The sequence below is a fragment of the Catellatospora aurea genome (genome assembly GCF_042663325.1).
In the GTDB taxonomy this organism is placed as follows: Bacteria; Actinomycetota; Actinomycetes; order Mycobacteriales; family Micromonosporaceae; genus Catellatospora; species Catellatospora aurea.
Genome location: NZ_JBHTAC010000002.1, coordinates 342321 through 356165, shown reverse-complemented (window position 1 = coordinate 356165; position 13845 = coordinate 342321). Strand labels below are relative to the sequence as shown.

Annotated in this window: 14 protein-coding genes, 2 tRNA genes and 1 pseudogene; 6 read left to right on the top strand and 11 right to left on the bottom strand. The window is 70.9% G+C overall.

Going from position 1 to position 13845, the window contains the following annotated elements:
• Positions 1 to 820: 820 nt before the first annotated feature.
• The 3 genes and pseudogenes from ACFQO7_RS37770 to ACFQO7_RS03570 form a co-directional block, all read left to right on the top strand.
• A pseudogene (locus tag ACFQO7_RS37770) lies at positions 821 to 1738 on the top strand (IS256 family transposase); the annotation flags it as partial.
• A 238-nt stretch (positions 1739 to 1976) separates the two neighbouring features.
• Positions 1977 to 3251 carry a hypothetical protein gene (locus ACFQO7_RS03575; protein ID WP_376805009.1) on the top strand — a complete coding sequence of 425 codons (1275 nt, stop codon included), beginning with the start codon at positions 1977 to 1979 and terminating at the stop codon, positions 3249 to 3251.
• Entirely contained in the window at positions 3248 to 3976 is a 729-nt protein-coding gene (locus ACFQO7_RS03570; protein WP_376805008.1) for a hypothetical protein, read from the top strand. The genes ACFQO7_RS03575 and ACFQO7_RS03570 overlap by 4 nt, the downstream gene beginning before the upstream one ends.
• A gap of 9 nt (positions 3977 to 3985) precedes the next feature.
• Here the strand turns inward: ACFQO7_RS03570 and ACFQO7_RS03565 are convergent, their stop codons facing one another.
• The 5 genes from ACFQO7_RS03565 to ACFQO7_RS03545 form a co-directional block, all read right to left on the bottom strand.
• Positions 3986 to 4390: a GNAT family N-acetyltransferase gene (locus tag ACFQO7_RS03565; RefSeq protein ID WP_376805007.1), complete on the bottom strand. Its 405-nt coding sequence runs from the start codon at positions 4388 to 4390 to the stop codon at positions 3986 to 3988.
• Positions 4391 to 4438: 48 nt separating this feature from the next.
• Positions 4439 to 4990, bottom strand: coding sequence for a hypothetical protein (locus tag ACFQO7_RS03560; protein WP_376805006.1), 552 nt, complete (start codon positions 4988 to 4990; stop codon positions 4439 to 4441).
• Positions 4991 to 5047: 57 nt separating this feature from the next.
• A complete protein-coding gene (locus ACFQO7_RS03555) occupies positions 5048 to 6094 on the bottom strand; it encodes an aldo/keto reductase (protein ID WP_376805005.1) in 1047 nt (348 codons plus the stop codon).
• Between the two features lie 131 nt (positions 6095 to 6225).
• Positions 6226 to 6825, bottom strand: a complete 600-nt coding sequence (locus tag ACFQO7_RS03550) for a Clp protease N-terminal domain-containing protein (RefSeq protein WP_376805004.1) — start codon at positions 6823 to 6825, stop codon at positions 6226 to 6228.
• Complete coding sequence (locus ACFQO7_RS03545; RefSeq protein ID WP_360541267.1) at positions 6825 to 7061, bottom strand: HTH domain-containing protein; 237 nt, start codon at positions 7059 to 7061, stop codon at positions 6825 to 6827. The genes ACFQO7_RS03550 and ACFQO7_RS03545 overlap by 1 nt, the downstream gene beginning before the upstream one ends.
• A gap of 256 nt (positions 7062 to 7317) precedes the next feature.
• Between ACFQO7_RS03545 and ACFQO7_RS03540 the strand changes: the two genes are divergently transcribed.
• A complete protein-coding gene (locus ACFQO7_RS03540; protein ID WP_376805003.1) occupies positions 7318 to 8871 on the top strand; it encodes an ArnT family glycosyltransferase in 1554 nt (517 codons plus the stop codon).
• A gap of 96 nt (positions 8872 to 8967) precedes the next feature.
• Here ACFQO7_RS03540 and ACFQO7_RS03535 read toward each other — a convergent pair whose 3' ends face one another.
• The 6 genes from ACFQO7_RS03535 to ACFQO7_RS03510 all read right to left on the bottom strand — a co-directional run bounded on the left by ACFQO7_RS03535 (position 8968) and on the right by ACFQO7_RS03510 (position 12356).
• Positions 8968 to 10011, bottom strand: coding sequence for a hypothetical protein (locus tag ACFQO7_RS03535; protein WP_376805002.1), 1044 nt, complete (start codon positions 10009 to 10011; stop codon positions 8968 to 8970).
• The gene (locus ACFQO7_RS03530; RefSeq protein WP_376805001.1) at positions 10008 to 10622 is read right to left on the bottom strand and encodes a hypothetical protein; all 615 of its coding nucleotides are present in this window, start codon (positions 10620 to 10622) and stop codon (positions 10008 to 10010) included. The genes ACFQO7_RS03535 and ACFQO7_RS03530 overlap by 4 nt, the downstream gene beginning before the upstream one ends.
• A gap of 56 nt (positions 10623 to 10678) precedes the next feature.
• Positions 10679 to 10751: transfer RNA gene (locus tag ACFQO7_RS03525), tRNA-Asp, on the bottom strand.
• 19 nt (positions 10752 to 10770) lie between these two features.
• A tRNA-Trp gene (locus tag ACFQO7_RS03520) sits at positions 10771 to 10843 on the bottom strand.
• 254 nt (positions 10844 to 11097) lie between these two features.
• Positions 11098 to 11883, bottom strand: a complete 786-nt coding sequence (gene yaaA, locus ACFQO7_RS03515; protein ID WP_376805000.1) for a peroxide stress protein YaaA — start codon at positions 11881 to 11883, stop codon at positions 11098 to 11100.
• A gap of 50 nt (positions 11884 to 11933) precedes the next feature.
• Positions 11934 to 12356 carry a DUF1801 domain-containing protein gene (locus ACFQO7_RS03510; RefSeq protein ID WP_376804999.1) on the bottom strand — a complete coding sequence of 141 codons (423 nt, stop codon included), beginning with the start codon at positions 12354 to 12356 and terminating at the stop codon, positions 11934 to 11936.
• A gap of 79 nt (positions 12357 to 12435) precedes the next feature.
• Between ACFQO7_RS03510 and ACFQO7_RS03505 the strand changes: the two genes are divergently transcribed.
• A complete protein-coding gene (locus ACFQO7_RS03505) occupies positions 12436 to 12879 on the top strand; it encodes an NUDIX hydrolase (protein WP_376804998.1) in 444 nt (147 codons plus the stop codon).
• Complete coding sequence (locus tag ACFQO7_RS03500) at positions 12879 to 13835, top strand: DUF1152 domain-containing protein (RefSeq protein ID WP_376804997.1); 957 nt, start codon at positions 12879 to 12881, stop codon at positions 13833 to 13835. The genes ACFQO7_RS03505 and ACFQO7_RS03500 overlap by 1 nt, the downstream gene beginning before the upstream one ends.
• Positions 13836 to 13845 lie beyond the last annotated feature (10 nt).

The window sequence follows — 13845 nt, the reverse complement described above, 5'->3', positions numbered from 1 at the left end:
TTCGCTCCGCTCAGGAACCGGCCCTTCGGGCCGGGGATCCCACTTCGTGGGATCTGTTCGCGAAGCGAAGTCTATTCAGTTGCTCTGTCCCTTCGGGACGGTGCCTTCGGCACCCATCAACTCATGCCAATCACCTTACCTTCTGGCCGTCCAATCCCCATCCATGGGACGCTGGCCCCTTCGGGGCCATGGCCGTCGGTATGAAGTGGTCATCGAACCCACTCTCCCGACCCATACCACGTAGCTTGTTGGGCCGTCAGGCGACCCCTGGCATTTCCTCAGCTATGCGTCATGCTGCATGGCTTTGCAACGTTGCTCAATCCCCCAGCCCGGCTCTGCCCCTGAATATGACACGCCCGGCGCAAAAAGTTTCGCACATTAAGCCAAAGCTGATAATACTTATTTATAAATATATTACACATTTAATAGTATGTCATACAGTTCGCAATTTGTGTATATTGCTCGCCCGAGTTGCGTATCGGTCCGTCTTTCGATTATTGAATTACTGGTATATCTAATCTGACAATCGTTACAGAATCGGCCCAGCGTGGAGGACCGAAGACACTTGCCAACGGGAAGTCCGTAACTGCAAGATGTCCCCGATGATCAAACGAATCGGGTCCGCCGGTATCTGGTGAACTAGGTGCTGGGTGCCGGTCGGTCCCGGCCTCAATGGCACGGGCCCGCGAGCGTGAACGCCTTGCTGGCCCCAGCGTCCAGGACACCCGGACCTGGTGGTCGCTCACCCGGCTTTGAAGCTCGGCAGGTCCAAGCTCTGCACTCCACTCCTGGCGCAACTGCGGGATGCGCTCGCGGTCGGCCGAAGATCGTCGCCAAGCGGCAGCGGCGCCTGTCCGAGGTGGAGGACATGGTCATCTCCCTATCCGCGAAAGGGCTCACCACCAGCGAGATCAGCGCGCATCTGGCCAAGGTGCACGGGGCCGAGGTGTCCCGCACGACGATCTCCACAATCACCGACAAGGTGACGGAGGGCATGGCAGATAGCAGAACCGGCCCCTCGATCCGGTCTACCCGGTCGTGTTCCTCGACGCCGTGCACGTCAAGCTGCGCGACGGCAAGGCCGCCAACCGGCCGATCCACATCACCCTCGCGGTGACGATCGAGGACACCCGCGACATCCTCGGGCTGTGGGCCGGCGACGGCGCCACGTTCTGGCTGCACGTGCTCACCGAACTGCGCAACCGCGGCATCGCCGACGTATGCATGGTCGTCTGCGACGGGCACAAAAGCCTGCCGGATGCGGTCGAGGCGACCTGGCCGCAGGCAATCGTGCAGACCTGCGTCATCCACCCGCCGCGCGCGTCGTCCCGCACCCCGGCCGCCAGCACTGGCAGCACATCACCGCTACACTGCGGCCGGTCTACACCGCACCCACCAAAGCAACCGCCCGGGACCGCTTCGACGAGTTCGCCCACACCTGGAACACCCGCCACCCGGCGATCATCAAACTGTGGGACCAGGCCCGGGCCGAGTCCGTTCCCCTCCTGCAGTTCGACACCGAAATCCGCAAGGTCGTCTGCTCGACCAACGCCATCGAGTCCGTCAACGCCCACATCGCCGCGCAGTACCGGCCCAAGGCCACCTCCCGAACCAGACAACCACGCTCAAACACATCCACCTCCCGGCGATGGCCCCGGACCCGACCGGCCACGCCCACAAACGCTGCATCACCCGCCGGAAACCCGCCCCGAACACCCCCAAGATCACCTACGAAGGACACCCCCCACAAACCACAAGCAATCCTCACCAACCGGCTTACAACGCCAGCCGCACAGGCCCACCTGCCTGCGCCCGCTGCTGCAACGCATACGCCATGAGGTCGTGGGCAACATGCACCACCGTGTCGTAGCAAGACCACACAAGCGGACCGGAACTGCTGGTGGACACGCTCCAGGCGGAGACTAGTGTGTCCAGCTATGGGAGCCGCTTACAAAGCCGTCCAACTCGGGGCAGACATGCTCATGACGGACGGTGAGGTCATCCATCCGGTCCCGGAGGGCGTCTACCAGCCGGGGCTCGGGTCGGTGGCGACCCGGCTGGCCAGTCGGTTCGGTGACGAGGGTGTCGTCATGGTGGACCTGGACGCGGCCCGGGCGATGCGCCTGCCCGTAACCCGCGCCGAGCTGGCCGTCGTCGAGGGCGACCACGTACTGCTGCGCGAGATCCGGGCGGAGGGCTGGGAGGTCAAGAAGCTGGCGGACTGGACGACCCTCCGGCGTGAAGGGCTCACGCTGCGGGTCGGGATTCTGCCTGCGATCGACCCGGCCACATTCCCCCTGCTCGACCCCGACCCTGCCGACGGTATGGGCACCTTGACGTCCCTGGCGCTCTGGCACAGGGTCACGGGCAGTGCGTACCACGGCACCACCGGCATCGCGGGCACGGCTGTGCTCAGCCGGGTCACGACGGTCGGCGTGAAGAAGCTTCAGCCGACGTGGAAGCCCAGCATCGCCCTGGTCCCCGGATTCGAGGACGATTTCCACGCGGACCACTTTCGTGCGCCCGCGTCCGGGATGAGATTCGCGCACGCGTACGACGCGAACCGTGCTTATATCGCAGCCGCCGCGAACGCGATTCTGGCACCGTGGCAGCTGAAGCAGGGCGGGGTGAAGTTCGACCCGAAGATGGGCGGCTGGTGGTTGTGCGAATTGTCGCCGTGGAATGACAAGCGGATGCCCGACCCGGCAGGGTATTCGCCGGAGAAAGGGCCGCGCTGGATTTCCACGGCGACGGTTGCGCTGCTCCAGCAGCTGACGGAGGAAGGCGTTTACGGCGGCGTGACGATCAAGGACAGCCGCGTTTCCGCCGGGTCGGAACTGCTGCGGCCGTGGGCGTGGAAGATGCGGGACGCGTACGCGGCGGCGGCCGGGGCGACGGACGACCCGCGCGACGCCGACCGGGTGTTGAAGGCGCTCAAGGAGGCGGGCAGGAAGACGCTCGGCATGCTCGCCAGCGAGACGAACTGGATCTACCGGCCGGACTGGTGGTTCTCCATCATCGCCACGGACCGCGCGAATCGCTGGCGCAAGATGTGGAAGACGGGCCGGGAGCAGAACCGCTGGCCGCTGTGGATCGACGTGGACAACGTGTGGTACGCCTCAGATGTCGAGGACGGCACCGCCGCGATTCCTGCCGGCTGGAATCTCGACCCGACCGGGATGAAGCTCGGGGCGTACAAGCACAAGGCGACCCGTAAGAGCCGCGTCGCGGGAAATGAGAGTGGGAAATGAGCGGGCTGGGTGACCGCCTGGTCAACATCATGCGGGGCCGCGAAGTCCGGCAACCTCCGATGACGTTCCGGGAGAAGGCGGAGGAACTGCGGCGTACCGCCGGTGTCACCAAGGGCGCCAAGATCGCGGGGGTCGACCGGCGTACGTTCCAGCGCTGGTTCGAGAAGTGGAACGCCGGTCAGGATCCGAAGCCGCGCAAGCACTCGCTGGACAAGCTGGACTTCGGCGTACGCCGGGCGTGGGTCGCCACCGCGCCCGCCGACGGGGCCGTGGTGCTCAGCGTCAAGGACCGCAACGACACGGCGCGCGCGGTCCGCACGATCACCGCGAAGCAGCTCAAGCTCGCCCCCGGCACGATGACCCGGGTCGCGGACGTCTACGTGGCCACGGGCGACGCCGAGGCGGCTGCCGCCGCGTTCCTGGCGGGCGTGCAGGACCGCTTCTACCGCCGGTGGCTCACGCCCCCTCGGAGCGACCGGGACACGGCCGCGTGGGAGCGCACAGGGGGGACCGGTGCCGTGTCGGCCGGGGCCGCTGTGGCAGCCGGGCTCGTCCCCGGCCCTCGACACGCCGAGGGTGCGGACGAGTTCGAGGAAGAGGGCCTCGACGTGCTCGCCGGGCCGGAGGTGCCGGAGACGGCGTACGACGAGTTCATGGACGCCATCTACGACGAAAGCGTGGCGGAGATCCCCGACGAGGACGTGTACGGCGGCGATGTCCAGTAGGCCCGCTGTTCAGGCAGACGGTAGGGCGATCAGGCCGGCGGCGGTGGGGCGGAAGCCGCACGCTTCGAAGTAGAAGCCGCGCAGGTGTTCCTCGAAGTCGACGTGCAGCCACTCGCAGCCGGCCGCGCCTGCCTGCCGTGCCGCCTCGGTGATCAGTCCGGTGCCGACGCCATGGCGGCGCGCGTCCGCGGCGACAACCGTGTCGAGCACGAACGCGTGCCCGGACCCGTCCCAGGCGACGTTGACCCAGCCGACGAGGCGATCGCCGTCGCGGGCGTTGACCCAGCCGAGGCTGTGCCGGTCGACCTGGGCCCGCCAGTCGTGGGCGGATGGTTCGCGGTCGAACCCGGCGGCGTGCAGGTGCTCGACCTCTGAGTTGTCGAAGCCGCCGCGCCAGGTGAAGGTGATGGCCATGGGTGCGCACGATAGGGCCTGTCGGCGCTTGGCCCCAACCCACTTTCCTCAGCGCAGGTCGCGGACGGCCACGCCGGGTGCGTGGTGGCGTACGGCGGCCGTGAGGCGGTCGAGGTCGAGCCGCCAGCCGTTCACGGCGCGGGCGGTGGCGATCAGGCGCAGGTCGGGTGCGCCGGAGACGGCGTAGCCGAAACCGGCCATCAGCTTTCCCGCCGGGCTGGTGGGTGTGCCGTGCAGGGGCGGCGCGTCGTGCGGTCGCAGCACGCCGAGGTAGGGCAGGTTCTGGGCCAGTTGCTGACGCCACAGGACCACCGCCTCGACTTCGGCCCAGGGTACGTGGACGGTGGTGGCGGCGTAGCGCAGCGGCGAGCCGCCCAGGGTGATGCCGTTGCCGTCGACGCGCAGGGCGACTTTGCGGCTGAACGTGCCGACGAGCATGACGACGCCGCCGACGCCGAACAGGGCCAGGGTGAGGATGCGGGTGAGCGCGTCGAGCGGCACGAGCAGCGCGGCGGCGGTGAACAGGAAGCAGACGGCGATGACGAGGATGGTCTTGGGGTCGGGGCCGTAGCGTTCCTCGTACACATCGGATGGGGTCATGGGCGTTCATCCTGCCAGCGGCCGAGGGAGCGGCGCTCCCTCGGCCGGCAGGCGGTGTCACGCGGCGGCGCGGTCGGCGTGGGGGCGGCGGCGCAGGGTGGTGTCGGTCAGGGCCGGTGGACGCCAGGCGCCGTCGGGGCGGTACAGGTTCACGCCGGGCGGAACGATCTCGTCGATGCGGTCCAGGGTCGCGTCGGCCAGGGCCAGCTCCGCGCCCTTGAGTGCGGCGTCCAGGTGGGCCATGGTGCGCGGGCCGATGATGGTCGAGGTGACCGCGGGGTGGGCCTGGGTGAACGCGAGCGCGAGTTCGGGCAGGGTGTGGCCGAGGTCGGCGGCGAGCGCGGTGAGCTGTTCGAGGGCGTCATACTTGGCGGCGTTGGCGGGGATGGCGGGGTCGAAGCGGTGCGGGGTCAGCGCGGCGCGGCCGGTGGTGAGGTCGACGGTGTCGCGGCTGACGCGGCCGGACAGGAAGCCGGAGGCCAGTGGGCTCCAGACGAGCACGCCCATGCCGTAGCGCTGGGCGACGGGCAGGATGTCGGCCTCGATGCCGCGGGCGAGCAGGGAGTACGGGGGCTGCTCGGTGCGGAAGCGGCTGACGGCGCGGCGCTGGGCGGCGTGGTGGGCTTCGACGATTTCCTCGGCGGGGAAGGTGGAGCAGCCGTAGGTGCGGATCTTCCCGGCGCGGACGAGGTCGTCGAGGGTGGCGAGGGTCTCCTCGATGTCGGTGGTGTGGTCGGGGCGGTGGATCTGGTAGAGGTCGATGCGGTCGGTGTCGAGGCGGCGGAGGCTGTCCTCGACGGCGGTGAGGATCCAGCGCCGGCTGTTGCCGCCGCGGTTGCGGCCCTCTCCCATGGGGAAGTGCACCTTGGTGGCGAGGACGACGTCGTCGCGGCGGCCGCGCAGGGCTTTGCCGACGATGGTCTCGGATTCGCCGGCGGAGTACATGTCGGCGGTGTCGACGAAGTTGACGCCGTGGTCGAGGGCGTGGTGGATGATGCGGACGCAGTCGTCGTGGTCGGGGTTGCCGACGCTGCCGAACATCATGGTGCCGAGGCAGTAGGTGCTGACCTCGATGCCGGTGCGGCCTAGGGCGCGGTAGCGCATGGTGGTGCTCCCCTGGTCGGGACTCCCGCGCCGGCCCGGCGGGAGTCGATCATGATGGGGAGCCTAGGTGCTGGAGCGCGCTCCAGGTCAAGTCGGTGCGGCCGGGGTGTGATCCCCCGGCCGCTGCGCGGTCAGGTGCGGGCGGTGATGGCGCTTTCGGTACGCCGGCGCAGGTCGTCGAGGTCGACGCCGGCTTCGGTGAGGATGAGTGCGGCGAGGCCTTTGCCTTCGCGGATCATGCCGAGCAGGATGTGCTCGGTGCCGATGTAGCGGTGCTTGAGGCGCAGGGCTTCACGTAGGGACAGTTCGAGCACGACCTTGCTGCGCGGGGTGAAGGGGATGTGGCCGCCCTCGCTGACGGCGACGCGAGGCCGGCGGCGGAACAGGCCGCGCCGGGGCGGCGGGGTCACCTGGTTGAGGGCGCCGGGTCCGAAGGTCTCTTCGAGTTTGGCGCGTACGGCGTCGAGGTCGATGCCGATGGCCTGGAGTGCGGCGGCGTCGGCGGCGCCGAGGGGTTCGGCGTTGCCGAGGTGGCGGCCGATGGCGGCGGTGACCTTGTCGTGGTCGAGTCCGGCCGCGGTGAGCAGGTCGTACGGGATGCCGCTGGTCGGTCGGAGCAGGCCGAGCAGGAGGTGTTCGGTGCCGAGGTAGTGCTGCTGGCCGCAGTGGCGGGCCTCCTCCTGGGCGCCTCTGACGACGTCGCGTGCGGCGGTGGTGAATCGTTCGAACATCACTTCTCCCGTCGGTCCGGTCCGGGCCAGCGGCCGGCGTGTTTCTTGTGTACGGCCTGTCGGCTGACTTCGAGGGCGTCGGCTATCTCCTGCCAGGACCAGCCTGCTTTGCGGGCGTTGCCGACCTGCAGCGTCTCGAGGGTTTCGAGGAGCCGGCGCAGGGCGAGCACCGCGCGTAGGCCGACGCCGGGGTCGGTGCTGCCGGCTGCGGCGGCGAGTTTTGTCGCGTCGCTCATGCTGTCAATGTAGGTTGACAGGTGGCCTTGTGTCAACTCTGGTTGACGTCCAGGACTACGCGGGGCGCTGTCGAACTGCGGCGACGCCGACCGGGCGGGAATGTCGCGCCGGTCGGCCGCATCGTAAGATGTGCCCGATATGCACGACACAGGCTTTTGGTGCCACATGGTCAGCATTGGCGGTGTTAGCTTCTGCGGGCCCCGGGTCACGCGCTTAGACCGCACGGCCCACTGCTGCCTCTGGACGGAAACGACGATGACAGCTGCCACCGTCACCTCACGTGCCGCGCTGGTCCGCGACGCACTCCTGTGGGCGGCGGTCGCCGCGGCCGCGGCGTGGACGTTCGCCTACCGGGCCGCGACCAGCCGTGCCCAGGTGCTCGACTACGACGACGGGGTGTACTGGCAGACCGCGCTGGCCATCGCCGACGGCGCACGGCCGTACACCGAGGTGTTCCATGCTCAGCCGCCGCTGTTCCCGTGGCTGGTCGCCCAGCCGTTCGCGCTGCTGGGAGCCGTCGACGGGGAGACCGCCGCCCGGATGCTGATGACCGGGTTCGCGGTGCTGCTCGCGGCGAGCGCGGCCGGGATGGCGGCGGTGCTGCGCGGGCCGCGGGCCGGGATGCTGGCGGCGCTGGCCGTGGTGGCGTTCCCGCTGGTGCAGCGGTACAGCTTCCAGTTCGGCGCGGACCTGCCCGCCGCGGCGCTGGGCGGCGTCGCGTTGTGCCTGGCGCTGCGGGCCCGCACCGCGGCTCGGCCGGGCCGCTGGTGGTGGTGGGCCGGGTCCGGGGCGGCGCTGTGCCTAGCCGCGCTGGTGAAGCTGATCGTCGTGGTGGTCGTGCCGTCGCTGGCGCTGGTGCTGCTGACCACCGCCGCAGCGGGCGGGTCCGGGTGGTGGGCGTGGGTGCGGCGTACCGCGGCGGCGACCGGATCGCTGCTGGGCGGGTTCGCGGTGGCCGCGGCGGCGGCGCTGCTGGTGATCCGGCCGGGGCGGGCGGCCTGGGACCAGGTGTTCGCGTTCCATCTGCGGGCGGCGGAGTCCGCGAGCACCCCCGACGTCGTCGGGATGATCGACAACACCGGGGACTGGGGGTTGCCGTACTTCATCACCGCGGGTGTCTGCGGGTTGCTCGCGCTGGGCCTGCCGGGGCGGGCCGGTGGGCGGGCCGATGTCGCGGCGATCGCGGTGTGGGCGGCGGCGATCGTGCCGTACGGGTATCTGCACCATCCCGTGTTCAAGCACCACGTGCTGCTGTTCGTCGCACCGGCGGGGGCGCTGATCGTGCTGGGGGTGGCGGCGGCGTGGGCCGTGTGTCGGCGGGCGGTGCAACGGCTGACGGGGCCGCGGCGGCGGTGGGCCGGGGCGATGGCCGTGGTGGCCGCGGTCGCGGCGGGGGCCTGGTACACGACGCACAGCACGGTCGCGCCGGTGCTCGCCGACACGTCCGTGGAGGCTTGCCTGCGGGCGCTGCCCCGGGACGTGGTGCTGGTGTCCGACGACCAGGCGATGCTGGCCCGCGCGGGGCTGCGTACGCCGCCGTGGCTGGTGGATACCTCGCATGTGCGCATCGACTCCGGGTGGCTCACCGACGGCGAGATCACCGCGGCGGCGTCGGCCGCAGACGGGGTGCTGTTCGCCCGGCCGCGCCGGATCGGCAAGCACCCCGAGGTCAGGGCCTGGGCGAAGGAGAACTTCCCGGTGCGGTACGCCGCCGACCGGTACGTGCTGTATGTCCGGGCCGCGCCGCTGGTCAGCGGGTGTGCCGGGGAGGTCGAGGTCGACGGCAAGACGGTCAGCCCGCAGTCCTGACGACGTATTGCGGGACGTCCCCCGAGGTGGGACGTCCCGCGATACGTGCCCGGCGGCGGCCGATACGTGGCAGGTAGGAGGCAGCCGCCGGGAGTCCTACCGTTCCAGCAGCTGCTGGTGGAAGTCGCGGTAGCGCTGCACGGCCAGCCGCAGCTGCTCGGTGTCCGCGCCGGCGTCGCCGAACGCGTCGTCCAGCTCCCGCTGCCGGTCGGCCAGCGACTCCTGCAACGTGCGTACGGCCTCGCCGACCAGGTCGCGCAGCTCCGCCGCCACTGCGGGCGGGTCGTCGACGAACCGCAGCTGCGCGGCCTGCCACCGGTCCCGCAGATCCTCGGCGGCCGCGGCCGGCCACAACGACGCCGCGGCGACCAGCGCGCCGACGTCGGCGGGCTCGGCCGCGGGCGGATCGACCGCGTCCGCGCCGCCCACGACCACCGCGTCGTCGGCGGCCGGGTTCTCGTCGGCCGTCGCCTCAGGCTGGTCCGGGTCGTCGGCACCGGTGAGTTCGGCGACGGCGGACTCGTCGACGGTCGCGCCGGGCGTGGTCAGGTCCTCCACCGCCTGGTCGGCCGGGGTGGGTTCGTCGTCCGGGGTGTCGTCGCGGGCCACGGCCTCGTCGTCGAGGGCGTCGTCGGCCGGGACCTCCACATCGGCCAGGTCGTCGAGCGTCCGGGTCTCGGTGTCGGCGGGCTCGTCGTCGGCGTTCACGGCCTGCGCGACCGTCTCGTCCTGCACCTCGTCGGCCGGGACCACCGGGTCGAAGCGCTCGTCCGGGTCCTCACCGATGTGCGCCTCCGGGTGAGCAGGGTCGTCGGTGGCGGCGGGCTCGGTGTCGGCGGTGTCCTCCAGCGCCGGAGTCTCGCCGTCGTCGGGGGTGGCGACGTCGTGGCGGCCCTCGGTGGTGCCGCCGAAGCCGTCGAGGTCCACCGGCTCGACCGGGTCACCATCGCGGGCCGCCTCCTCGGCGGAGACGACGCCGTCCTGGTCGTGGCGGTGCGCCGGCTCGCCGTCCACGAGCTCGCCGTCGACGACGTCGTCGGTGCGGTCCTGGTGCGGCACGCCGTCGTGCCGCGGCGGGCGGTTGTCGTCGTCGGAGTCGACGAGACCGTGGCTGAACTGGGCTCGGGTGTCGTAGGTCATGCGTGGACCTCCTCGTCACGGCGGGGGGTGGCGGCCGCGGCGGTGTCACGGTCCGCGGCGGGGGTGGGGTTGGCGGGCACCGGGTCCTCGCCGAGCAGCTGGGCGACCAGCTCGCGGTAGCGGACCACCGCGACCCGCAGGTCCTCGGTGCCGGCTTCGCCGCGGCTGTTGCGGTCGGCGATCTCCTTGGCCTCGCGGTACGAGGCGAGCGTCGCGGCGTGGTCGACGGACAGCTGGGCGAGCTGCTCCTCGTCGTCGTCGGCCGGGTAGCCGCGCGCGGTGATCAGGTCGCGGACCAGCTCGTCGGCCTCCCCCACCGCGTCGGCCGGGGCGTCGATGAAGTGCGACTGCAGCGCGTGCCAGCGGACCACGAACTGGGCGTGATCCTGCGGGCTGAGCTCGCGCAGCTCCAGCTCGGCGTGGCGGCGCTCGCGGTCGCGCAGGTCGCGCTCGGCGTCGGTCCTGGTGTCGTGCTCGGCGACGGCGCGGTCGTACTCGGGGCCGAAGCGGCGGCGCAGCGACTGGCGGCGCATGGCCGTCCAGGCGACGTACGCGGCGGCCGCGACGGCGGCGAGCACGATCAGCAAGATGATGATCTGTCCGGTGTCCATCGGGTTCCTCCTTCGCGGAGGAGATACCCCTTTTCACGGCGCTAAACCGTGCGCTGCGCCGGTGACGGGATTCGAACCCGCGACCCCCCGCTCGACAGGCGGGTGCTCTCACCACTGAGCCACACCGGCAGCGTATGAAGTTGTGTCGCACGGGCGGCAGGATTCGAACCCGCAACCTTCGGATTTGGAGGCCGGTGCTCTGACCGTTGAGCTACACCCGCGTGCGTGAAGAAGAAGAAAGCGCCCGTCCCCGGTGATCCGGGGCGCGGGCGGCGTCGGCCGTTCGCGTGGCGCTAGGCGCGCCGGTCACCCGGGGTCGGATCGTCGGTGTCGGCCGTGGACCACGAGCAGGTCACGGCACGGCGGGACGGGGACCATCGCTGATCGCGCTGGGCTCGCATCGCTGTCCTCCTGTCCTGACCGGGTGGTGTGCATACCGTAGGCGGCGATGGCCGCCCGGCACAAAGGATTTAGCTCAGAGTTCGGTGACGACGATGTCGAGCTGCCAGGGGCGGCCGGGTCTGGCCGGTGGCAGTTCCTCGACGGTGTGTTTGAGGTCGCGCAGGGCGGTGACGAGTTCGGCCGGGGTGCGCGGGTTGGCGCCGTCGAGGAGCAGGTCGCGGACGAGGCGGCCCTTGGTGGCCTTGTTGAAGTGGCTGACCACGGTCCGGGCGCCGTTGCGTTCGTGCAGGACGCGCACGGTCGCGGTGCGGGCGGCGACGTCGCCGCGGGGTGTCCACGCGGGGGTGTACATCGACGAGCGCAGGTCCAGGACCAGGCCGGTGCCGGCGGCTTCGGGCAGTGCCTGGGCCATGGCGTCGCGCCAGTGGGTGCTGAGCAGGCCGACGCCGGGCAGGCGGACGCCCATGGCGCAGCGGTACGGCGGGACGCGGTCGTCGATGCGCAGGGTGCCCCACAGCCCGGAGAAGATCAGCAACGTGCGCTTGGCGCGGGTCTTGGCGGGGGCGGGCAGGTCGGCCAGGCCCAGATTGTCGTAGAGCACGCCGGTGTACAGGCTGCCCGCGGGCAGTGCCTTGGCGGTGCGCAGCTGCGTGTTGCGGGTGATCTCGCCGCGCAGGCCGGGGCTGAGGCCGAGGGTGTCCGCGGCGGTGTCGGCGTCGCCGGCGCACAGGGCGACCAGCGCGTCGAGGGCCTGCTCGCGGGCGGGGTGCAGGGCGGGCAGGGACAGCCGTGCCAGGTCGAGCGGTTTGCCGGAGCCGGTGTCGGCCTTGCCCTCCGAGGGCGGCAGCAGGATCAGCACCGGCTCACTCTAGGTGACCGGCCGGGCCGGGCCGCCGTCGGCACGGCGGGTCAGCTGGTGATCGTCTTCCCGTGGACCTGGGTGAACGCGGCGGCGACGAGCTCGCGCAGGGCGGCGGTGTCGACGTCGGCGAGCTTCTTGACGTACACGCAGGCTTTGCTGGTGGTGACCGGGCCGAGCCGGGACAGCAGGTCGCCGTGCACGTCGAAGCCTTCGGCGACGTACAGGACCAGGGCCTGCTTGCGCGGGGAGAAGCCGACCGCGGGCCAGTCGCCCTGCTTGCCGGAGGCGTAGACGTAGCGGTACTGCCCGAAGCCGACGATGGCGCTGCCCCACATGACGGGCGGCTGGCCGGTGACGGCCTCCATCAGCTCGCAGACGGCCTGGGCGTCGGCGCGGCGGCGGGCGTCGGCGACCCCGGCGAGGAACTCCTCGACGTCGCCGTCGTTCTTCGTCGTCTTCGGTTCGGCCATGCGGCCAGAGTATGCCGCCGATCCGACAGCCGCCGTCGCGGGACAGCGCGGGGGTGACGATGCGAAGTAGGCTCGCCCCATGACCACCCGTATCGTGCTGACCGCCCTGGTGGGGCGGACCGGAGCCGTGCTGCTGCGGATGCGCGACGAGCAGTCCGCGGTGCGGGCCAACCGGTGGAGCCTGCCCGGGGGCGCGATCCGGCCCGGGGAGAGCCCGGTCAACGCCGCCAAGCGGCACATCGCCGAGCAGACCGGGCTGCCGGTCGACGGGGAGCCGGCGATGTTCTGGCACGGGTTCCTGCCGGGCACCCGTACCGACGTGTTCTTCTTCGCCGCGGGCACCCCCGCGTGGAATCCCGACATCGTGGCGCAGCCGGGGGTGCTGGCCGAGTTCGTCGCGGGCGAGGACGTGCTCAGCGGGCGGGCGTTCACGCCGGCGTCGGGGTTCGTGCTGGGCCGGTTCCTGGAGTCCAACGAATACCTGACGCTCGCCGGGCGGTTCTTCCCCGCCGATCCTGTCTGATGGCGTCGCTGCGCACGCCGGGGCTGTTCGAGGCCCTGGCCGGATGCGAGCGCGTCCTGATCGCCGGGGCCGGGGGCGGCTTCGACGTGTACGCGGGCCTGCCGCTGGCCCTGCAGCTGCACGCCGACGGCGTCCAGGTGCACCTGGCGAACCTGTCGTTCGCTGACCTGCACGCCCTGGACGTCGAGGTGTGGCTGGAACCCGACCTGGCCGAGGTCGGCCCGGCGACCAAGGGCCTGGACGGCTACTTCCCGGAGCGGACGCTCGCGCAGTGGCTGGACCTCAACGGGCTGCCGTCGACGGTGTACGCGTTCCCGAAGGTCGGCGTGCAGCCGCTGCGGGCGGCGTACCGGGCGCTGGTGAACCGGCTGCGGCCCGACGCGATCGTGCTGGTCGACGGCGGCACCGACATCCTCATGCGCGGTGACGAGACCGGGCTGGGCACGCCCGAGGAGGACATGACCAGCCTCGCCGCGGTCGCCGGGCTGGACGTGGCAGTCAAGCTGGTCTGCTGCCTCGGGTTCGGCATCGACGCGTATCACGGCGTCAACCACGTGCAGGTGCTGGAGAACCTCGCCGAGCTCGACCAGGCCGGGGCGTACCTGGGCGCGCTGTCGATCCCGGGCGGTTCGCCGCAGGGGCGGGCGTACGTGGAGGCGGTCGTGCACGCGCGGGCGCTGACGCCGGGGTGGCCGAGCATCGTCAACGGGCAGATCGCCGCGGCGCTGCAGGGCCTGCACGGCGACGTGCAGTTCACGCGGCGCACCGGCGGCAGCCGGCTGTTCGTCAACCCGCTGATGGCGGTGTACTTCACCGTCGACCTGGCCGGGTTGGCGGCGCGCAACCTGCTGCTCGACCGGATCGAGGGCACCCACCTGATGCGGCAGGTCAGCGCCGCGATCGAGGAGTTCCGCCACGAGACCGACACCCGGATCCCGCGGGTGTACCCGCACTGAGCGCCCGATG

What these genes read in the sequence shown, in the direction of transcription:
- ACFQO7_RS03575 (WP_376805009.1), top strand. Translation starts at nt 1,977, where the DNA reads ATGCTCATGACGGACGGTGAGGTCATCCATCCGGTCCCGGAGGGCGTC.
- ACFQO7_RS03570 (WP_376805008.1), top strand. Translation starts at nt 3,248, where the DNA reads ATGAGCGGGCTGGGTGACCGCCTGGTCAACATCATGCGGGGCCGCGAA.
- ACFQO7_RS03565 (WP_376805007.1), bottom strand. Translation starts at nt 4,390, where the DNA reads ATGGCCATCACCTTCACCTGGCGCGGCGGCTTCGACAACTCAGAGGTC.
- ACFQO7_RS03560 (WP_376805006.1), bottom strand. Translation starts at nt 4,990, where the DNA reads ATGACCCCATCCGATGTGTACGAGGAACGCTACGGCCCCGACCCCAAG.
- ACFQO7_RS03555 (WP_376805005.1), bottom strand. Translation starts at nt 6,094, where the DNA reads ATGCGCTACCGCGCCCTAGGCCGCACCGGCATCGAGGTCAGCACCTAC.
- ACFQO7_RS03550 (WP_376805004.1), bottom strand. Translation starts at nt 6,825, where the DNA reads ATGTTCGAACGATTCACCACCGCCGCACGCGACGTCGTCAGAGGCGCC.
- ACFQO7_RS03545 (WP_360541267.1), bottom strand. Translation starts at nt 7,061, where the DNA reads ATGAGCGACGCGACAAAACTCGCCGCCGCAGCCGGCAGCACCGACCCC.
- ACFQO7_RS03540 (WP_376805003.1), top strand. Translation starts at nt 7,318, where the DNA reads ATGACAGCTGCCACCGTCACCTCACGTGCCGCGCTGGTCCGCGACGCA.
- ACFQO7_RS03535 (WP_376805002.1), bottom strand. Translation starts at nt 10,011, where the DNA reads ATGACCTACGACACCCGAGCCCAGTTCAGCCACGGTCTCGTCGACTCC.
- ACFQO7_RS03530 (WP_376805001.1), bottom strand. Translation starts at nt 10,622, where the DNA reads ATGGACACCGGACAGATCATCATCTTGCTGATCGTGCTCGCCGCCGTC.
- ACFQO7_RS03510 (WP_376804999.1), bottom strand. Translation starts at nt 12,356, where the DNA reads ATGGCCGAACCGAAGACGACGAAGAACGACGGCGACGTCGAGGAGTTC.
- ACFQO7_RS03505 (WP_376804998.1), top strand. Translation starts at nt 12,436, where the DNA reads ATGACCACCCGTATCGTGCTGACCGCCCTGGTGGGGCGGACCGGAGCC.
- ACFQO7_RS03500 (WP_376804997.1), top strand. Translation starts at nt 12,879, where the DNA reads ATGGCGTCGCTGCGCACGCCGGGGCTGTTCGAGGCCCTGGCCGGATGC.